The sequence below is a fragment of the Thalassospira marina genome (assembly GCF_002844375.1).
GTDB classification, from domain to species: domain Bacteria; phylum Pseudomonadota; class Alphaproteobacteria; order Rhodospirillales; family Thalassospiraceae; genus Thalassospira; species Thalassospira marina.
Window position 1 is genome coordinate 32,846 of the sequence record NZ_CP024199.1, and the last position, 20,135, is coordinate 52,980.

The 20,135-nt window shown below is 54.9% G+C and carries 20 protein-coding genes; 13 read left to right on the forward strand and 7 right to left on the reverse strand.

What is annotated here, in order from left to right; all coding sequences use genetic code 11:
* Window positions 1-33 precede the first annotated feature (33 nt).
* The 4 genes from truA (at window position 34) to CSC3H3_RS00155 (ending at window position 4,631) form a co-directional block, all read left to right on the forward strand.
* Window positions 34-774 (forward strand): tRNA pseudouridine(38-40) synthase TruA, encoded by a 741-nt coding sequence (gene truA / locus CSC3H3_RS00140; RefSeq protein WP_101282922.1) that lies wholly within the window; start codon window positions 34-36, stop codon window positions 772-774.
* A 258-nt stretch (window positions 775-1,032) separates the two neighbouring features.
* On the forward strand, window positions 1,033-2,736 hold the full coding sequence (locus CSC3H3_RS00145; RefSeq protein WP_101282924.1) for a methyl-accepting chemotaxis protein: 1,704 nt from the start codon (window positions 1,033-1,035) through the stop codon (window positions 2,734-2,736).
* Window positions 2,737-2,928: 192 nt separating this feature from the next.
* Window positions 2,929-3,894 carry an SPFH domain-containing protein gene (locus tag CSC3H3_RS00150; RefSeq protein WP_101282926.1) on the forward strand — a complete coding sequence of 322 codons (966 nt, stop codon included), beginning with the start codon at window positions 2,929-2,931 and terminating at the stop codon, window positions 3,892-3,894.
* A gap of 257 nt (window positions 3,895-4,151) precedes the next feature.
* Window positions 4,152-4,631 (forward strand): NfeD family protein, encoded by a 480-nt coding sequence (locus CSC3H3_RS00155; protein ID WP_101282928.1) that lies wholly within the window; start codon window positions 4,152-4,154, stop codon window positions 4,629-4,631.
* A 112-nt stretch (window positions 4,632-4,743) separates the two neighbouring features.
* On the opposite strand, the gene CSC3H3_RS00160 is transcribed toward CSC3H3_RS00155, so the two are convergent.
* The 5 genes from CSC3H3_RS00160 to CSC3H3_RS00180 form a co-directional block, all read right to left on the reverse strand.
* Entirely contained in the window at window positions 4,744-5,469 is a 726-nt protein-coding gene (locus CSC3H3_RS00160) for an LrgB family protein (RefSeq protein ID WP_101267544.1), read from the reverse strand.
* Window positions 5,469-5,846, reverse strand: a complete 378-nt coding sequence (locus tag CSC3H3_RS00165) for a CidA/LrgA family protein (protein ID WP_101282930.1) — start codon at window positions 5,844-5,846, stop codon at window positions 5,469-5,471. Before CSC3H3_RS00165 ends, CSC3H3_RS00160 begins: the two co-directional genes overlap by 1 nt.
* A 210-nt stretch (window positions 5,847-6,056) precedes the next feature.
* Window positions 6,057-7,238: a DUF3500 domain-containing protein gene (locus tag CSC3H3_RS00170; protein ID WP_101282932.1), complete on the reverse strand. Its 1,182-nt coding sequence runs from the start codon at window positions 7,236-7,238 to the stop codon at window positions 6,057-6,059.
* Between the two features lie 355 nt (window positions 7,239-7,593).
* The gene (gene arsC / locus CSC3H3_RS00175; protein ID WP_101286028.1) at window positions 7,594-7,929 is read right to left on the reverse strand and encodes an arsenate reductase (glutaredoxin); all 336 of its coding nucleotides are present in this window, start codon (window positions 7,927-7,929) and stop codon (window positions 7,594-7,596) included.
* A gap of 109 nt (window positions 7,930-8,038) precedes the next feature.
* Window positions 8,039-8,770, reverse strand: a complete 732-nt coding sequence (locus tag CSC3H3_RS00180) for a regulatory protein RecX (protein WP_101282934.1) — start codon at window positions 8,768-8,770, stop codon at window positions 8,039-8,041.
* An 84-nt stretch (window positions 8,771-8,854) separates the two neighbouring features.
* Between CSC3H3_RS00180 and CSC3H3_RS00185 the strand changes: the two genes are divergently transcribed.
* From CSC3H3_RS00185 to CSC3H3_RS00225, 9 genes are all read left to right on the forward strand, one after another.
* Window positions 8,855-9,649 carry an ABC transporter permease gene (locus tag CSC3H3_RS00185; protein WP_165791855.1) on the forward strand — a complete coding sequence of 265 codons (795 nt, stop codon included), beginning with the start codon at window positions 8,855-8,857 and terminating at the stop codon, window positions 9,647-9,649.
* A gap of 218 nt (window positions 9,650-9,867) precedes the next feature.
* The gene (locus CSC3H3_RS00190) at window positions 9,868-11,040 is read left to right on the forward strand and encodes an aspartate aminotransferase family protein (protein ID WP_302476020.1); all 1,173 of its coding nucleotides are present in this window, start codon (window positions 9,868-9,870) and stop codon (window positions 11,038-11,040) included.
* Window positions 11,041-11,051: 11 nt separating this feature from the next.
* Window positions 11,052-11,969, forward strand: a complete 918-nt coding sequence (gene argF / locus CSC3H3_RS00195) for an ornithine carbamoyltransferase (protein ID WP_101267529.1) — start codon at window positions 11,052-11,054, stop codon at window positions 11,967-11,969.
* A gap of 95 nt (window positions 11,970-12,064) precedes the next feature.
* A complete protein-coding gene (gene hslO / locus CSC3H3_RS00200; protein WP_101282936.1) occupies window positions 12,065-13,033 on the forward strand; it encodes an Hsp33 family molecular chaperone HslO in 969 nt (322 codons plus the stop codon).
* Window positions 13,034-13,181: 148 nt separating this feature from the next.
* Complete coding sequence (locus tag CSC3H3_RS00205; RefSeq protein ID WP_101267524.1) at window positions 13,182-13,778, forward strand: hypothetical protein; 597 nt, start codon at window positions 13,182-13,184, stop codon at window positions 13,776-13,778.
* Between the two features lie 278 nt (window positions 13,779-14,056).
* Window positions 14,057-14,560, forward strand: coding sequence for a DUF305 domain-containing protein (locus tag CSC3H3_RS00210; RefSeq protein ID WP_101282938.1), 504 nt, complete (start codon window positions 14,057-14,059; stop codon window positions 14,558-14,560).
* 155 nt (window positions 14,561-14,715) lie between these two features.
* Window positions 14,716-16,176 (forward strand): YncE family protein, encoded by a 1,461-nt coding sequence (locus tag CSC3H3_RS00215; RefSeq protein WP_101282940.1) that lies wholly within the window; start codon window positions 14,716-14,718, stop codon window positions 16,174-16,176.
* Between the two features lie 19 nt (window positions 16,177-16,195).
* On the forward strand, window positions 16,196-16,843 hold the full coding sequence (locus CSC3H3_RS00220) for a sigma-70 family RNA polymerase sigma factor (protein WP_245881212.1): 648 nt from the start codon (window positions 16,196-16,198) through the stop codon (window positions 16,841-16,843).
* Window positions 16,840-17,661, forward strand: a complete 822-nt coding sequence (locus CSC3H3_RS00225; RefSeq protein WP_101282942.1) for an anti-sigma factor family protein — start codon at window positions 16,840-16,842, stop codon at window positions 17,659-17,661. Before CSC3H3_RS00220 ends, CSC3H3_RS00225 begins: the two co-directional genes overlap by 4 nt.
* An 88-nt stretch (window positions 17,662-17,749) precedes the next feature.
* Here CSC3H3_RS00225 and CSC3H3_RS00230 read toward each other — a convergent pair whose 3' ends face one another.
* Together CSC3H3_RS00230 and CSC3H3_RS00235 are read right to left on the reverse strand one after the other, a co-directional pair.
* The gene (locus CSC3H3_RS00230) at window positions 17,750-18,604 is read right to left on the reverse strand and encodes a universal stress protein (protein WP_101282944.1); all 855 of its coding nucleotides are present in this window, start codon (window positions 18,602-18,604) and stop codon (window positions 17,750-17,752) included.
* Between the two features lie 17 nt (window positions 18,605-18,621).
* On the reverse strand, window positions 18,622-20,112 hold the full coding sequence (locus CSC3H3_RS00235; protein WP_101282946.1) for a SulP family inorganic anion transporter: 1,491 nt from the start codon (window positions 20,110-20,112) through the stop codon (window positions 18,622-18,624).
* Window positions 20,113-20,135 lie beyond the last annotated feature (23 nt).

Below are 20,135 nucleotides of genomic sequence, written 5' to 3' on the forward strand. Positions count from 1 at the left end.
CCTCGTTCTGTTTTAATTCCCCGGATACAGATGATGCAAAGATACAAATGCACAGTCGAATATGATGGGCGCCCCTATCATGGTTGGCAGTATCAGGACGAAGTCATTTCGGTTCAGCAGGTGTTTGAAACGGCACTGGAAAAGCTGGCGAAAACCTTTGTGCGTGTGCATGTTTCCGGGCGGACCGATGCCGGGGTCCATGCCCTGGGCCAGGTCGTGCATTTTGACCTGGAAAAGCCCTATCCGGGCGAAGTGGTGATGAATGCGCTAAACCATTATTTGCAGCCGGACCCCGTTGCCGTTGTGAATGCTGAGATGGTTGATCAGGATTTTCACGCCCGGTTTGCTTCCAAAAAACGCTTTTATATGTATCGGATTATCAATCGCCGCCCGCCACTGACATTCGAGGCCGGGCTGGCATGGGGGGTGTATAAACCCCTTGATATTCCGGCCATGAACGAAGCCGCGCAGTACCTGCTGGGCACGCACGATTTTACGACCTTTCGTGCGACCGAATGCCAGGCAAAAAGCCCGATCAAAACCCTGGAACGGCTGGAAGTTATTGCCGCCGAAGGCCAGGAAGTGCGCATTTACGCCGAAAGCCGGTCCTTTTTGCATCACCAGGTGCGCAATATGGTCGGAACGCTGGTTCTGGTCGGCAAGGGTAACTGGAAACCCGAAGACGTAAAAACCGCGCTTGAAGCCCAAATGCGTAGTGCCGGCGGGCCAACAGCACCTGCCGATGGTCTTTATTTCGTGCGTGTCGATTACTAGACACCGCAGAAAAATCGGCTTTTTTCCCCCATTTTTGCAGCGATTGCGAATTGGACCTTCTCTAGTTTGGAATGGTAATCATTTGAAATTGAGAAGTTTTTTACGCTTATCGCGCTTTACGTGTGTAAAATTTTTTGCCTCTCTTGTATTGTGATTACCCCGCCTGATCCCAATAGGTAAGAAACCCGGGCAATTTGCTTCGTCGTCTTTCCGCGAGGATCCTTGTCAGGGGATGCGAATGGGAGAGAGACATCCAAAATGAAAAACAGCATTGTTTTTAAGGTCACTGCCGCGTCCGTTGCGATCCTGATTGTGGGGATTGCGTTGCTGGGCGGTGTGATCATGCAGCGCGTTCAGCAGCAGGTCCATGAAACCAGCCTGCAGTCACAGAAGCTGAATTTGCGTGTGGCGGCGATGATCTTTCAGAACCAGTATCCGGACCTGAAAGCCACCATCGACAAATCGGGGGAAACGACCCGCCTGGTCATCCCGGAAATTCCCGACCTGTCATCCCACGCCATGATCGATAAAATCGGCTTGGCAACGGGTGAAACCGCCACGGTGTTCCAGTGGGTGCCTGACAAAAAGGATTTCATCCGCGTTTCGACCAACATCATCAAGGGCGATGGCACCCGTGCGGTGGGAACGTTCCTTGGCAATGGCAGTGCCGCCTATGAACCGGTAACGTCGGGCAAGACCTTCCGTGGGGAAGCCGTTATTCTTGGCAAGGAATATGTCACGCAATATACGCCGATTTTTAATCCGGCGGGGACGGTGCAGGGCATTTTGTATGTCGGGATCGAAAAGGCAAAGGTTGCCGCGGTTTCGGGCGCAATTGGCATGCGCATTGTTATCGCCGGTATCATCGTTGCCATTCTGGCGGCTATTTTGCTGGCTGTTCTGTTGCGTCGCCAGCTTGGCCCGCTGCATGACCTTGGCGATACCATCGAACATTTTGTGGATCGCGATTTTTCGGCCGATGTGCCCCATGCAGACCGCAGCGACGAAGTTGGCGTGATTGCCAAGGGCCTGATGCGCTGGCGTGAAGCCGCACAGCGGATTGGTGATGCCGAAGAAGCCAAACTTCTGGCCGAACGCAAGGCATCGCAGGAACGCAGCGAACAGCGCAATGTGCTGGCATCCGAACTGGATGCATCGGTTGGCGAAATCATCGCGTCGGTACGCAAGGCAACCGAAGGCATGGTGCGGTCCGCCCATCAGATGAGCGAATCTGCTAATCATTCTATCGCGCAAAGCCGCAATGTCAGCAATGCCGCCACTGATGCCGCCCGTAACGTTCAAACCGTCGCCTCCGCGACCGAGGAACTTTCGGCATCGATCAACAATATTGGCGGGCAGGTCGAGGAATCGACCGCAATTGCGACAACCGCCGTGGATGAAGCATCACGCGCCAATGAAATGGTCAGCGGCCTTGCCGTTGCGGCCGAACGTATTGGTGAAGTTGTCAGCCTGATTAACGAAATTGCCGCACAAACCAACCTTCTGGCCCTGAACGCCACCATCGAGGCTGCCCGCGCGGGCGAGGCCGGCAAGGGCTTTGCGGTTGTGGCACAGGAAGTCAAAAACCTTGCCAATCAGACGGCCAAGGCCACCGATGAAATTGCCCAGCAGATTGGTTCGATCCAAAGTGAAACACGCCTGACGGTCGAAGCAATTGAAAAGGTAACCCGCACCATTGCCTCGATCAGCGGCATTACCGACGGGATCGCATCGGCGGTGGCCGAACAGAATGCCGCAGTTAATGAAATTGCATCGAGCGCGCAAAATGCCTCAAGCGGGTCGACCGAAGTTGTCGATACGATTGATGCGGTTTTGCACGCTGCCAGCGATGGCGGGGCGGCAGCAGCCGAACTTGAACATTCCATGTCGGATCTTTCTGGCCGCATTGAAATGCTTCAGGGCAAGATTGGTGAATTCCTTTCTCGTCTGCGCAAGGAATAACCGCACCGACACAAGGTGCATGATCACATCAGGCCGGCAGCATGTGTTGCCGGCCTTTTTCGTGCGCGCATCAGGCTTGATGAACAATTGGTGGCAAGTGTTGGCCGCAGGGCAAATAACAGTTGTGGATGGTGTGGGGCGGTTTTATTCCTGTTTGGGCGAGGGACATAAACATTGCAGGGAAACACCCACATGCCGTTCGATTTTCCGATTTTTGCCGGTATCGTCGCGATATTGGCGATTTTCATCATTCTGCAGGCCGTTAAAATCGTGCCGCAGGGCTATCAATATACGCTGGAGCGTTTTGGCCGCTTTACCCGCAGTCTGACCCCCGGTTTGCATATTATCGTCCCGCTGATCGATCGTGTCGGTCGTAAAATGAACATGATGGAAAGCGTTCTTGATGTGCCATCACAGGAAGTGATTACATCGGACAACGCCATGGTCACGGTTGATGGTGTGGTGTTTTACCAGGTGATTGATGCCGCTCGTGCGGCATACGAGGTGAACCGCCTTGAAATTGCGATTTTGAACCTGACCATGACCAATGTGCGTACCGTCGTTGGTTCGATGGATCTGGACCAGTTATTGTCCCAGCGCGATTTGATCAATGAACGGCTGTTATCTGTTGTGGATACCGCGACCGATGCCTGGGGCCTGAAGGTTACCCGCGTCGAGATCAAGGATATTTCCCCGCCGACCGACCTTGTGGATTCCATGGCGCGCCAGATGAAGGCGGAACGTGAAAAACGTGCGCAAATTCTGGAAGCACAGGGTGCCCGCGAAGCCGCCATTTTGCGTGCCGAAGGTGAAAAACAGTCGAAAATCCTGGAGGCCGAAGGCCGCCGCGAAGCCGCTTTCCGTGATGCCGAAGCCCGCGAACGTGCCGCCCAGGCCGAAGCCGAAGCAACCATGGTGGTGTCCAAGGCTATTGCCGAAGGGGACATTAATGCGATCAACTATTTCGTTGCGCAGAAATATGTCGATTCCCTCGGCAATATTGCCAGCAGCTCCAACAGCAAGCTGGTTTTCATGCCGCTTGATGCAACCGGTGTTGTCAGCTCGATCGGGGGTGTGACCGAACTGATCCGCAATCTTGGCGGCGATGGCAAGGAAGGCGGCGTGTCTTCCGGCCGTGGCCCGTGGGGTGGCAAGTAACACGCCCCCGCATTAATGGCCGATGAACCGGGTAGTATTGCGGCCCGGTTCGGGGCTGGTTTGATGACTGGCTGGTTTTTTGGGCGATCCCGTTTCATCTATCGGCATGGTCATTGGGGTGCTTGCGGATGCTGATGCGCCATATAACCGCACCCCGGCCATGTCGGGTTGATATCGTTTTAACTGAAATGCAGCCTGAAATACGATGATACGGATAACGGGTTGGTTGGAATTCTTGGGGTGAAAGGCCAGATCAGGTGGATTTTCTGTTTTCAGAAGGCATGACCTATTGGCACTGGTGGAGCCTGGCGGCAATTTTGCTGGTGCTTGAAGTGATGGCGCCTGGTGTTTTCTTTTTGTGGCTGGCCTTTGCTGCGGCGGTTACCGGCTTTGCCAAGCTGCTGGTTGTCACGATGGGCATTGAAATCCAGCTTCTGGTTTTTGCCCTGTGCGGCATCCTGGCGACCTTTGCCGGGCGGCGCTGGCTGGTCCGCAAGCCAGGTGAAACACCCGATGATGCCGACAGCGACGCACCCGGCCTTAACCAGCGTGAAGCCCAGCTTCGGGGCCGCGTCATTACGCTGGCCGAGGATGTAACAGGCGGGGAAACAAGGGTGATGCTGGATGGCACCACTTGGCGTTTGCAGGTTGCAGGCCCGCTTTTGGCCGGGCAGCAGGTACGCATTACCGCCATTAAAGGCACGGTCTTGCAGGGCGAAGCTGTAAACGCCCAGTAGGCGGCTTTTGGTTTTGCCGCGAAGCCAGGGTCTTTGAGTACCCGATTTGCAATGATTATTCCGGGCGGGCAAGCGGTACAACATGGCCACTTGCCCGCCGGGTTTGGATGTTTCAGCCAAACAGCCAGTGCCACAAAAACGGAACCGTCAGGGCGGTGGCAATGGTGTTTAACCCCATCGACAGGCCGGAAAAGGCCCCTGCCGTTTGATTGACCTGAAAGGCACGCGCCGTACCAATGCCGTGTGCGCCTACACCCATGGCAAAGCCGCGTGCGCGCCAGTCTGTCAGGCCAACAAGGTTCATCACGGCCGGGCCAAGGGTGGCACCGACAATCCCCGTGACAATCACGCAAACCGCGGTCAGGGCGGGCACACCGCCAATTTCCTTGGCAATGCCCATCGCAACCGGGGTTGTCACCGATTTTGGCGCAAGGGATGCCAGGGTTTCGGTACTGGCACCCAGAAAATGGGCAATGGCAACGGTGCTGACGGTCGCCATAAGCGAGCCAAACAGAACGCCAAAAACAATGACCGGCAATGCACGTTTAAGGGTTTCCATCTGCCGAAACAGCGGCACGGCCAGTGCGACGGTCGCCGGACCCAGCAGGAAGTGCACAAACTGCGCCCCGTCGAAATAAACCGAATAGGGGGTGCCGGTGAAATGCAGGATCGCGGCAATGATGGCGATGGCAATTACCACCGGGTTGCAAACCGGGTTACGGTTGCTTTTCTGATACAGCCAAAATCCAATCGCATAGGCGACCAGTGTAATGGTCAGCCCGGTTAGCGGTTTGGTCGAAAGATAGACCCATAATTGTGTCAGATCGGCCGGTTCCATCATTTCGCCCCTTCATTGCTGGTATCTGTGGGGTTTGCAGGTGCCTTTGGCAGCAGCTTGGACATCAAAAACGCGGTGGCCGCGATGGTCAGCAGGGTGGAAATAACCAGGGATGCCACAATCGGCAGCCAGTCGCTTTTGACACGGTCGATCTGGGTGATCACGCCAACACCGGCAGGCACAAATAACAGCGAAAAATGCATCAGCAGGTTATCGGCAGCGTCGGTCAGTTCCTTGGGGGGCTTGCGCTTGATCAGCAGGCCAATAAACATCAAACCCAGCCCGATGACAGGGCCTGGCACTGGCAGGCTGAAAAGTTCGGATATCACCTCGCCAAATAGCTGGCAGACAAGGATCAGGGCGAAAGCAGCAATCATTATGGCCTCCCGAAAGGTCGTTTTTTGTGATCGCGGTCACGTTTTTCAATTTCTTACTGTGACATACCCTGCTTTGCCGCCGTTAACTTTTATTAATTACGAAAAACGCCCGTGCACGTTTGGCACAGGCGTTTTTTGTGCCGCGCTGGCACAAATGAAGCGGCTTACATTGATGCGATTTGGGCAATCAGCATTGCCAATTTGCCGCGATCAGGGGTGTAACCCGCCATAATCCCGGTATTTGTCCCGCCAGACACTGTGGGGATGGGCAATGTCAAAGTTAAACGGGCTATCCATATAAAGTTCGATCCAGACAGACGGCCCATCAATGCGGACATAATTACCTGTTTGCGACAGGGAAATGTCGCCCGAATATGCCACATAGGTATCGTCAAGCTGGCTTTCATAGTGCGCCATAATCAGGTCAGCATTGGCATCGTTGATATCATCGACATAACCGGCAATCACGGCGCGCAGAAGGGCGCGTTGCCGGGTATCAAGGGCGGTGGCGGGGATGCCCTTTGCCTGTTTGGGAAATTCCCAATCCTTGCCATATCGCAGCATGACATCGCCAAAATGATCGTTCAGGCGCGCATCCTTGCGCTGCCTGCCATCAAGCGATGCCAGCAAGGCCTTGAAAGCATCCATTTCCTGCTGTTGTGGGGCATTTTCGATGTTGTGGTAGGTAAAGGGGCGGTTGGGTTCGATCCCGCGAAAGGATGGCGTGGCACCAGTGAGGATGCCGTTATGATAGGTGTTTGACAGTGCGAAATGGTGGCCGCCAAATTGCAATTGCCACAGCCCGGTTTCGCTGGGTTCGCCCAGAAAGGCGATGTAAAAATCACCCCGGCCATAGGCATCCCCCTTGCCGGCATCGTGCAAATAATCATCGGCATTCAGGTGTTGCTGTATTTCATCAAAGCCTTCATTGCGCCCGGTGCCGGTTGCTGCCTTTAACAAGGCATTTAACGCCTGCCATTGATCATCCGATAATGTTTCCAGCCGCAGGCCAATACGGGGCCGGTCAAACACATTCCAGGGACGATTTAAATACCATTGCGGATACGTGTGCCAGCGCGCGGCATTTTCAAAATTATAGGCCTGCATCAGATCGTTTCTTTGGCCATCCGACAGGGATTTGGCAAATGCTCGCGCATTGGCCAGAACGGCACGATAGGCCTTTTGGGTATCATTACTGGCAATAAAGGCGTTGGTGGTTTCGGCGTTGGTTTCATCGCGTTCTGCGGTGGCGGCGAGGGCGGGCGCACAGCCCAGCAAAAACAGGGTGCCACCGATGAACGCGCCAAAACGGGCAGGGTAACGCAGCCGCTTATGTGTGTTATCGAATGTGCTGGAAATGGCAGGGAATTGTGAATTTGGTGCAGGGGGCATGTCGCTAACCTTTTTAGGATGTGGCACGCAAGCAGACCAATGTTGATGTCATGAAATATCGATCCCCGGTTTCGGGGTGTTCTTGCGATATCAAAGACATAGGACGCAGCTATTGCGTTTGGTAATCGCATTTTCCGGGTTGGGCGTGCTGGCGGGCAGCACCTTGATGTTGTTTGGCAAAGCAGGCCGGTTGCTTTGGTTTTGGGCAAATATTGGCTATCGCAACCAGTTGCTATTCAGGTTTTGCAAGGAACGCCCGGCAGGACGGCACGATAAAAAACGCCCGCGCGGTGGCACGGGCGTTTGCATGGGTGGTTGCGGCGTCGCTGAGGCTGTCGCCGAGCGCCTGGATGGCTTACAGAATTGCCAGAACATCCTCTGGCGGGCGGCCAAGGGCGGCTTTGTCACCATTCACCACAATCGGTCGTTCGATGGCACGGGGATGGGCGCACAGGGCACTTATCAGGTCATCCCCGGTTAAATCAGCAATGCCTTCCTCGCGGGCTTCTTTCTTGCGAACGATCAGATCCGGGCTTTTACCCAGCTTTGCCAGAATATCGCTTAGTTCTGCCGGGCTGGGCGGGTTGTTCAGATAATCGATAATGGTTGGCGTAATGCCCTTTTCCTCGATCAGGGCCAGGGTCTGGCGCGATTTTGAACAGCGCGGATTATGATAGATGGTGACGCTCATATCTGTGTCCTGTTTTGGGGTGGTTTTGCTTGCTGCGTGATCCCGGATCAGGGGATGGCTGGATAATGTGATGCGAAAAATCGCAAAGGCCACTCGCTAGCATGGGGCCTTACAGCCCATCAATGATTTGCAAAAGGTCTTCCAGTTCATCCGGGTCGGCATCAATGATGCGAAGGGCAATGTCATAGGAAAAGCCCTGGCGCGCCAATGCCGCCAGATCCTTGTCACGTTTTTCATCGCGCAGGTCGGGGCGGCGAAACGGGCCAAGGCGACGGCGGCGTGCATAGGCCGCGGCTGCGGCCCGGTTCGGGTCGGTACCGCGCATATCGTTGCGTGCGGCATCGTCGGCTTCGCTGCGCAGGCTGACGATGGTGTCATCCACCAGTTGCGATGAAATGCCGCGTGCATTCAAATCCGCCCCAATCACGCGAATGGCTTTGCCCTTGCGCATCATCGATCGCGCCCGGCCAAGGGCATAGGCCTCGTCATTGATAAAACCGGCCTTTTCGCAGGCATTTAAAACGCTTTTCATCCAGTCTTCGGCTTCTTGCGGGTCGGTGCCATATTCCGCAATTGAAAGCCGGATTTTACCGCGCATCAGTTTTTCAAGCCGTGCGCGTGATGCGGTAAAACGTTCCAGATACCAGGTGGCATAATTCATTAAATAGTCACGCGTGACCCGGCGGGGTTTTTTCGGCCCCTGTTGGGCATCACGCTTTTTGCCAAAGCCTTTGGGCTTTTGCTGTTTTGCCGGGGTGGGGGCAAAGGCATCTGCCGCGTTCGCATCATTCTGCGCGCGTGTTTGGGGCGGGGGCTGAGAAGAAAGTTTTGCGTCTGACATAATCTCTTTGCCGGCCGGACTTGCGTTTTACGGGTAACTATCCCTATTTTACCGGCAATTGTCTGTGAATTTCGAGGAAAACCAATGCAAGAGCTTGCTCCGCGTCCGATGGGCGCGATCAACTGGCTCGGCCTGTGGACGCTTTATGCCAAGGAAGTGCGGCGTTTTTTGAACGTGCATCTGCAAACCGTTGGCGCGCCGGTGGTCACCAGTCTTCTGTTTCTGGCGGTGTTCCTTCTGGCCCTGGGTCGGGCTGTTGAAACCGTTAATGGCGTTTCTTTCGCCACATTTCTTGCGCCGGGTCTGGTGATGATGACCATGGCACAAAACTCCTTTGCCAATACATCCAGTTCGATTCTGATTTCCAAGGTACAGGGAAATATTGTCGATGTTTTGATGCCGCCGCTTTCCGCCTTTGAACTGGTGGCCGGGTTTGCGCTGGGGGCCGTTACGCGCGGTATTATGGTGGGCTGTGCTACCATCATTGCCATGGCGTTTTTTGTCGATGTGCAAATCCATAATATCTGGGCCATTCTGTATTTTGGCATTTCCGCATCGCTGATGCTGTCGCTGCTTGGTATTGCGGGCGGTGTCTGGTCCGAAAAATTTGACCATATCGCCGTTGTGACCAACTTTGTCATTACGCCGTTATCTTTTCTGTCGGGCACATTCTACAGTGCTGAACACCTGCCCGAAGCGGGCCGGGTGCTGGCACATTTCAACCCGTTTTTCTACATGATCGATGGTTTCCGTTATGGTTTCATCGGCATGTCTGACGGGTCGGTGACCACCGGTGTTTTTGTGCTGTTGGGCGTGAATATCTTTTTGTCGATCCTGTGCTATCGCATGATCAAAACCGGCTACAAACTGAAAGCCTGAAGCGGTCCCAAAGGACTGATTTCAGCATTAAATTCCGTTTTCGGGCAGCATTCGGCATTGGATGCTGCCCGTTTTATTTGTGCGGCGCATCGAAAACCGTATTTTGCCGCATTGACAGGGGGCGGGAATCTCTTGATACTCCGCAGCTTTCCGGTATTCTGCCGGTGCTGACCATGTGGTCAGGAATGTGATTTTACCCATAATCGAGGAAATAAACTGTGATTACACCCGTCATGCCGACTTATGCGCGGGCCGATTTGGCCTTTGAGAAAGGTGAAGGACCTTATCTCTATGCGCAGGATGGCCGACGATTCCTCGATTTTGGGTCTGGTGTTGCCGTAAACTGCCTGGGTCATGCCCATCCGCATCTGGTTGAGGCCATTACCGAGCAGGCGAAAAAGGTTTGGCATACGTCGAATCTGTACCGGGTACCCGGCCAGGAAAAACTGGCAAAACGGTTTGTTGAACATACCTTTGCCGACACCGTGTTTTTCTGCAATTCCGGGGCCGAAGCCAACGAAGCCGGCCTTAAAATGCTGCGCCGTTACCAGTATGTGAACGGCCATGCCGAAAAGAACCGCATTCTGGTTGCCAGCAATGCCTTCCACGGCAGAACCATCGGGACGCTCACGGCAGGGGCCAGCGACAAATACCGCGAAGGTTTTGGTCCGATGCCCGAAGGGTTCGACCGGGTTGCTTTTGGCAATCTGAACGAACTGCGTAATGCCATTACCGAAAAGACAGCTGGCATTCTGGTCGAACCGATCCAGGGTGAAGGTGGCATCATGCCCGCACCGGAAGGCTACCTTGAAGGTTTGCGCAAAGCAGCCGATGAATATGGCCTGCTGGTTATGTTTGACGAGGTTCAGACCGGTATTGGCCGTACGGGCAAACTGTTTGCCTATGAATGGACCAATATGGTGCCTGATATCATTTCGTCGGCAAAAGGTCTGGGCGGGGGCTTCCCTGTTGGTGCCCTGCTTGCAAATGAAAAGGCAGCAGCAGCCCTGACACCGGGTATGCATGGTTCGACCTTTGGTGGCAACCCGCTGGCAATGGCGGCGGCCAATGCCGTGCTGGACGAAGTTTTGAAGCCGGGATTTTTTGATAACGTTCTGGCCATGAGCAAACTGATCCGTGATGGACTGGCAGCAATTTCTGCCAAACATCCCGGTTTCATTGACGAAGTGCGTGGCACTGGTCTGCTGATGGGCATGAAGATGATCCCGAACAATGGTGATGTGGTGGTCAAACTGCGCGAACAGAACCTGCTGACCGTTCCGGCAGGGGACAATGTCGTGCGTCTGTTGCCGCCGCTTAACATCACAAAAACCCAGGTCGACGAGGCGCTGAGCGCAATTGACGCGGTTGCGGCTGCCTTTACCTCGTAAGGAATGAATTAATGACGGATATCAGACATTTTCTGGATATCGAGGGCATGTCCGCCGAGGCATTGCACGATATCCTTTCATTGGGGGACAATGAAAAGGCGGGCAAGGCCCCCTTTGGTGCCAAACCGCTGGCAGGCAAAACCCTGGCCCTGATTTTTGAAAAACCCTCGACCCGAACCCGCGTTTCCTTTGAAGTGGGCATGCGCCAGCTTGGCGGGGATGTTGTGGTTCTGGATTCAGCCAGCAGCCAGCTTGGCCGCGGGGAAACGATTGCCGATACCGCGCGCGTACTTTCGCGCTATGTCGATGCCATCATGATCCGTACGACCGATGAATCAAAACTGCTGGAACTGGCCGAATATGCCACCGTTCCCGTGATCAACGGCCTGACCGATCAAAGCCACCCCTGCCAGATCATGGCCGACCTGATGACGGTGCGTGAACACAAGGGCAAGCTTGACGGGCTGAAATTTGCCTGGGTTGGCGATGGCAACAATGTGTCGACATCCATGATTCACGCGACGTCGAAATTTGGTTTCTCGCTTGATATGGCCTGCCCGGTGGGTTATCGCCCGCAGCAGGGCCTGATCGAGGCGGCAAATTCCGCTGGTGGCAAGGTCCGCCTGGCTGAATTTGACGATGCCCTTTCAGGTGCCGATGTGGTGGTAACCGATTGCTGGGTTTCGATGGGTGATAAAGACCACGATGCCCGTATGGCAGCGCTTGCGCCCTATCAGGTCAATGCGGCGGCCATGGCAAAGGCCAACAGGGATGCGCTTTTCATGCATTGCCTGCCTGCACACCGTAATGAAGAAGTCACCGATGACGTGATCGATGGTCCGCAGTCGGTGGTCTTTGACGAAGCGGAAAATCGCCTGCATGCGCAGAAGGGCATTCTGCTATACTGTTTTAATGGCTTGCCTGCGTAAAAATTCTGCCTAGATTAGGGTCAGATTTTTGGGGCGAACAGCAATGTTCGCCCCTTTGGTATTTGAACCGAAATTGCAACCATCGGAAGCTGATCATGCAAGTTGCTGTCGATTTTTGTCAGCCCTTTACGCTGGAACATTCCAACATCCGTGGCCGCTTCACGCGCCTTGGGCCGACCGTGCAAACCATTGTCGGGCAGCATAACTATCCGCCCCTGGCAAATGACCTGCTGGCTGAAATCATTGCGCTGGCGGTTCTGCTGTCTTCGGCCCTGAAATATGAAGGCCTTTTCACCCTTCAGACATCGTCTGACGGGCCGATCAGCATGCTGGTGGTGGATGTCGATAGCGATGGTAATATCCGCGCCTGTTTGCGTGTTGATGAAGACCGCCTGAATGCCATGATCGCGGCTGAAGAAGGCGGCGAAGAAGCCCTGCGCGGCAAGGTTCATAAACTGATGGGCCATGGCCATATCGCCTTTACCGTTGATCAGGGCGATGATCATGAACGCTATCAGGGCATTGTCTCGCTGGAAGGGGAAACCCTTTCGGAATGTGCCGAAGCCTATTTCCGCCAGTCCGAACAGCTTGAAACCGCTTTCAAGATCGAGGTTCATCGTGGTGAAACCGAACGCGACTGGTGGGTTGGTGGCATGTTTGTCCAGCGTCTGCCGGGCAGTGCATCGGGCGATGCCTTAACGCCCGAACAGGATGCCGAATGGCAGGATAACTGGCGTCGGGCAAAAATCCTGATGGGCAGTGCCACTGCGAACGAACTGGTTGATATTTCGCTGGGGGCGCAGGATCTGATCTGGCGTCTGTTCCATGATGAAGAACCGCGTGTTTTCGATCAGGACCAGTTGCAGTTCAAATGCCGCTGTTCCCGCCAGAAAATCGAAGGTGCGCTTGCCGCTTATCCGCTTGAAGAGTTGCTGGATATGCGCGAATCCCATACCGGTGAAGTCGGTGTGACCTGCCAGTTCTGCAACACGCATTATGGTTTTAACGAAGCCGACCTGCGTGCGCTGAAGGCCGATGACGCACAGCCGGGCGAAACTGCATAAGTCTGCGGCCAAAAGCTGATAAGCCCTTGATGCCAATAAGAACGTCACAGGCTTGCCTTAATCATTATTCATCGTCACGATGACAGTTAGTGGAGCCGGGGCCGTGCCCCGGTTCGCATCGTGATAAAATGTTCAGGAGAACGGGGTAATGATGGGGTTGTCTATGCGTGGCATCAGCCTGGCAGTGGCAGGGGGAATGGCAATGATGGTGGCGGCTTGTACAAGCGCACCCGTGCAAACATACCCGGATGTGACATGGCGTCACCTTTCTCCGATTGAATTTTCGGCAGGCCCGGTTGAAAAGGTCGCGGCCTATGGGGTGCCAGCCGCCAATGACCTGCAGCCTGATCTGCCGTTTGATCTGGGCCGCATGGCAATGAACTGGCCCGATGACCGCCTTGAAACCGCGGGTACCAACGATATTTTGCGTTATAGCGTTACCGATGCCTCCATCACCACTGCAAGCCTTGAAACCAAGGGCGGTATCAAGGGCATGTTCACCGATGACCAGTCGCAGAAGGTGGATTTGAAGGTTGGTGCGAAGCTTGAACTTCTGACCGAAGATGGCACCCAGAAAGGCGAAGTTGCCGCCGTTGTTGAACGCAGCCGCACACTTTCGGAATCGATGTCGGTGGCGGAACGTGAAAAGGCGATCTATGACGAAACCGCTGCCCTGTTGATGGATCTGGATCGCGAGCTTGATAAGCAGATCCATAAAAATCTGGGTCGTTTCCTTTTGAACTAACGCCCTTGGGTGCTGCTGTGCATTGGCCTTTGGGCATTTGCGCAGTCATAAAAACATGAACGGCAGGTTTTCCCTGTATTTTTTGTCCATATCGCAAAATGGATGGAAATATCGGGTAACCTGCCGTTTTTATTTGGGTTTTGGGCTGGTTTTCCCGGTGCGCTTCTGCATTTTCAGGGCGAAAAATGATGCGGGATTAAAAAAATAGCACGGGCCGGGGAATAAACCGGCTGCTCGCCTGTCTTGTTATTATCACCTTCAAGACAGGAGCCGACCCCATGAGCCATCTGCGAAACTTCCTGCACCAGGCAGGCCGCCATATTGCCGGTAGCGCCATATGTTTTGCACTGCTGGGCGGTGGTGCTGCCCTGGCCCATAATGGCGTGGACCATAATGCGCCAAATGCTACCGGTCATGCAGCAGGCCAGCAGGGCGATCCTGCCCAACCTGCCAAAGCAGGTGCCAGTGACGCTGCCAATAATGCCGCCGCATTGGCGCATGAACAGCCCTTTCTGGATGGCAATGCGAATGCAATGGCAAAGATGATGTCGGCCATGCATGTAGCGCCCACCGGCGATATTGACCGCGATTTCGTCACCATGATGGCCCCGCATCATCAGGGCGCAATTGATATGTGCGTGGCATTTTTGCCCTATGCCACCAACCCGCAGCTAAAACGCCTGTGTCAGGAAATCATCGTGACGCAGCAGCAGGAAATTGCCGCCATGTATCTGGCCATTGGCAAGGCACTGCCACCTTCCACCCCGGCACCCACCCACTGATTTTCAGTTTTCTGGCCGTTTGGCAGGGGTTCTTTCCACCCTGCTTGCGGTTTGCGAAGGCGGCTGTCTTTCGCCAAAGGGTCCGTTTTTCACCCGTTTCCCGTCTTTCCCTTGTCCCGTCTTTCATTCCCCAACATTTTAATGTCAGGAAACCCATGAAACGTTTACTTGCCTCAACCTTTTTGACCTGCGGGCTGTTTGTGGCTGCGGGTTCGGCCATGGCCGGGCAGGCGCCGCTGGCGGCATCCACCCCCGACATTCCGATCAGCCACCAGGACCGCGTTTATGCCGCCGAACAGTTTTCCAACACCGTTTCGGTGGTGGACCCGGCCAGCAACACTCTTTTGGGGGTTATCCGCCTGGGCGACCCGCAACCGCGCAATCTCAGCCCGCTTTATCGGGGTCAGGTGCTGGTGCATGGCATGGGTTTTTCACCAGATCATAAAACCATTGCTGTTGTGGCTGTGGGTAGCAATTCGGTGTCGTTTATCGATACTGCAACCAACAGCGTCAAACACACGACCTATCTGGGCCGTTCCCCACACGAGGCATTCTATACCCCCGATGGCAAGGAAGTCTGGATCACCATTCGTGGTGAGGATTATGTGTCCGTCATCGATGCGACGACCTTTGAAGAAAAAACCCGCATCAAAACCCCGGCTGGGCCGGGCATGCAGATTTTTTCGCCCGATGGCAAATATGGTTATATCTGTTCATCCTTTAACCCGGAAACACTGGTGGTTTCGGTTGCTGATCATAAAATTGTCGGCAAGGTCAAACAGGCCAGTCCGTTTTGCCCCAACATTGCCGCCAGCCCCGATGGCAGCCAGGTTTGGCTGACCCTGAAGGATGTGGGCAAGGTGCAGGTATTTGATGCCAAACCACCTTTTGACGTGATCAAAACCATTGATACCGGCCCCATCACCAACCACGTAAATATCGTCAATAATGCCAAGGGGACCTTTGCCTATGTCACCATTGGCGGTCTGAACCAGGTTAAGGTTTTTAACGCCAAAACGTTTGAACAGGTGGCAACCGTGCCGGTTGGCAAGCTGCCCCATGGTTTGTGGCCGTCTGGCGATGGCAGCCGGGTTTATGTTGGTCTTGAAAATGACGATGCCCTGGCCGCCATCGATACCCTGACCAACAAGGTTGTTGCCACCATTCCGATCGGGCAGGCACCCCAGGCGGTGAATTATGTGTCCGGTGCTGTCACATCTGGTGATGGCACGGCAAACCTGCAGGCGCTGGGCGAAACCGACCACGCGGTTCAGTTTGTTTTGCACCCTGTTGGTAATGCCAGCGAACAGTCCACCAGTGTGTCGCTGTTTGACCAGGGTTTGACACAGGTTGTCCAGGCATCGGTTAGCGGGCTTGAGGCCAAAAAGGATTATGTCCTGGCCCTGTCAAACAAGGCTGATGGCAGCGGCCCGTTACAGGCCATTGCCAGCTTTAAGGCCAACCCGGCGGGTGCGGGCATCGTCAATGCGCTTGGCCCCATTCGCCAGCTTGTGCAGGGCGAAGAAGGCATTGCCAAACGTTACCTTGTTATTGCCAGCGGCACGCTTGGCAATATCGGTAAACCGGTTCAGATCCAGGCGATGACCCAGGATTGATTGGACGTGATGTTCCCCGGTGCCCGATGGTGCCGGGGAACGCAACTGGATAAACCGCGATGCGAGAAAACATAAAGCACGCAATGACCAGCAGATCAGACAGGCCAGCATGATGCGTGACGATGATATGATCGGGCGGATCGAACCGTTAATCCCGGCGTTGCGCCGGTATGCACGCGCGCTGATGAAAAACGCCAGTGCGGCCGATGATCTGGTGCAGGATTGCCTGGAACGCGCGATCAGCCGCTGGCATCAACGCCATAATGATGGCAATACCCGGCGCTGGATGTTTACAATTTTGCATAATCTGGCGGTTAATCGCTGGCAGCAGGCACGCGCCCGTGGGGTTCATGTGGCGATCGAGGATGCAGGTGATGCGGTATTTTCACACCCGCCCCGCCAGGATGAAAACCTGCATTTCAATGATGTTATGGCCGCCCTTGAAAAACTGCCCGATGACCAGCGCAGTGTGGTTTTGCTGGTATCGGTCGAAGATCTGTCCTATGCGGATGCGGCAAAGGTTCTTGATATTCCGGTGGGTACGGTGATGTCGCGGCTGTCGCGCGGGCGTGAAAGGCTGGCGCAAATACTGGCAAATCCCGAACGCGAAACGGCACGCGATGATGAAACCCCTGGCATGTCCCCGGTTCTGCGGAGAGTGAAATGAGCAACAGACCCATCAGCGAAGATGATCTGCATGCCTATATTGACCAGGCACTTGATGCCACCCGCCAGGCCGAGGTGGAAGCCTATCTGGCGCAGCACGAAGATGTTGCCGCCCGGGTGGCGGGTTATCGCCGGGATCGCGACCTGTTGCGCAATGCCTTTGCCAAAGTCGCCGAGGAACCCGTTCCGTCGCGATTGAATGTCGAACATATTGCTGCGCGCCAGCGTAGCGCGAAACGTCAGCCCTTGTGGCAAATGGCAGCAGCGGCGATGGTGTTGCTGGTGGCCGGTGGGGCCGGTGGCTGGGTGTTGCATGGCCAAATGCAGGGCAGTGAGGCGACGGCGGCGCAGTTAACGCCAGCCGGGGCCAGCGGTATTGTCGCCCTCGCCAGCGAGGCAGCGGACAGTTATCAGGTTTTTGCCCTTGATCATTTTCGCCCGGTGGAAATGCGTGCCGATGATGGTGATAGTGGCGCGGCCTTTGTCCGCTGGGCGTCAGATCGTCTTGCCCATCCCGTTCAGGTGCCCGACCTTGCGACATCGGGATATCGTTTTATGGGCGGGCGCATTGTCGCAACGGCGCATGGCCCGGCTGCTATGCTGATGTATGACGATGATAAAGGCGTTCGCCTTGTCGTGTTGACCCGCCCGATGAAGGTGGATCAGAACACGTCCATGACCGGCAGCCATCGGGGTGATCTGGGTGGTTATAGCTGGGCGGACAAGGGCCTTGGCTACAGCGTGGTTGCGCCATTGGATGATCAGGTTTTACACCCGTTGGCCGATGAAATCCGCCGCCAGCTTGGCAGTGATGCCTAACATATCAGTCAGAACACAAAAGGCGCGCAAATTGCCGGTTTTGGCAGGTTGCACGCCTTTTTTAATGGGTTCTGTTTGCTTGACTGGTTTAGCGGAACAGCAAAACCGGCACATGGCAGGACCGGACCATTTCGGTCGTGGTGCTGCCAATGATCAGGTTGCGAATGCGTGAATGGCCGTATGCACCCATCACCAGCAGATCGAACTTGTCATTTTCAATGCGGGTTTTGATCACGGTTTCCGCATCGCCCTTTTCAATCGCGCTTTCGGCGTTGATTCCGGCATTGTTCAGAATGGCAACCGCATCATCAAGCGACTGGCGGGCATCGCTGCCCGGTTCGCCCGCGGCAAGCAACAGGCAGGACAGGCCGTTAAACAGTTTGCTTTGGGCAATATGGTTAATGGCTTTCATCACGCTGGGGCCGCCATCAAAGGCGATGACGAATTTTTCAATCGGCTGAAAGGCGCGCGATGTAACCAGCACGGGTTTTGTTGCCCCGCGCACGACCCGTTCCAGGTTGGACCCCAAATGCAGCTTGGCAAAATCGGCGGCTTCTCCGCGTTTGCCAATAATGATCAGGTCGGCATCCTGTTCAAATTCTTCGATGGCTTCGATCAGGTCGCCATGGCGCAGTTTGGTTTCCGCCTCGATCCCGCTTTTTTCGCGGATATGCTCGCTGGCTTCAGCCAGCAACAGGCGGCCATGCTGCAGGGCCAGTTTGCCTTTTTGCGCATCAAGGTCGGCCAGTTCCTTCAACAGGGCACTGCGGGCGCCCAGTTTCAGGTTGCCCGAAAAATCCGCCTGTTCGCCAGTCGCATGGCGACGGCCCAGCACATGCACCAGCGATACTGATGCCGCTGTGCGTTCCGCAATCCAGGCGGCATGGTCACAAACGCTGTTGGAATAGATCGACCCATCGATCAGGGCGATAAGCTTGGTCATGATGGTTGCCTCTTCCCCTAGTGGCCCGCAAGGCGTTCAAACGCGCCCGGCTTGTCATGGATTGCAAGCTTGTCGACGATTGTTTCGCTTGCTTCATTGAGGCCGATCAATTCAACCTCGGCACCTTCACGGCGGAATTTCATCACCACCATGTCCAACGCTGAAACACTGGAAATATCCCAGATATGGGCGTGGGTGACATCGATAACGACTTTATCAAGGGCTTCGCGGAAGTCAAAAGCCTTGGAAAAACGCTCCACCGAGGCAAAAAAGATCTGACCTTCAATGTGATAGGTGCGGGTGGTGCCGTCGCCCGAAAGTTCGCTGCGCACACGGAAAATCTGCGAGATTTTCCAGGCAAAGAAAATACCCGACAGCAGCACACCGACCAGAACACCAATCGCCAGGTTATGGGTGGCGACCACCACAACAACCGTTGCCAGCATCACGACAGACGAGCTGCGCGGATGGGTTTTCAGGCTTTTGATCGAGGACCAGCTAAAGGTGCCGATGGACACCATGATCATGATGGCAACAAGCGCTGCCATCGGAATGATACGGACAAAATCACCCAGAACCACCACCAGGATCAGCAGGAAGATACCGGCCAGCAGGGTGGAAAGGCGGGTACGACCGCCCGATTTGATATTGATGACCGACTGGCCAATCATGGCGCAACCCGCCATGCCGCCGATAAAGCCGGTGCAGAAATTGGCAATGCCCTGGCCGTAACATTCGCGAATGCGGTTTGACGATGTGTCGGTCAAATCATCAACGATGGATGCCGTCATCAGTGATTCCAGCAGGCCAACAGCCGCAACCCCGGCTGAATAGGGCAGAATGATCAGCAAGGTATCGAGGCTGAACGGCACATTGGGAATGGCAAAGGCCGGGAAGGCATCGGGCAATGCGCCCATATCGCCAACGGTGTGGAAATCGGCATCAATGAACAGCGAAATCGTTGTCAGAACAATGATCGATACCAGCGGCGAGGGGATGGCTTTGGTAATGCGCGGGAACAGGTAAATAATGGCAAGGCCCCCTGCCACCATCACATAGGTTACCCACGGCACATTGATCAGTTCGGGCAACTGGGCCATGAAAATCAGGATCGCAAGGGCGTTTACAAACCCTGTCATCACCGATTTCGATACAAATTGCATCAGGTTGCCTAACCGCAGCAACCCCGCAATCATTTGCAGGATACCGGCCAGCACCGTGGCAGCCAGCAGGTAATCCAGCCCGTGTTCGCGCACAAGCGAGCCCATCAAAACAGCAGTGGCTGCCGTTGCCGCCGAAATCATACCGGGGCGGCCGCCAAAAACGGCGGTGATCACGGCAATCGAAAAAGATGCAAAAAGGCCGACCTTCGGATCGACACCGGCAATGATCGAAAAGGCGATGGCTTCGGGAATAAGTGCAAGGCCAACAACCATGGCCGACAATACGTCATTGCGAATATTGCCCAGCCATTCGGCGCGCAATTTCGGAAGGAAATCTGTGTTCACAGGAATATCTCCAGTCGTCCCCA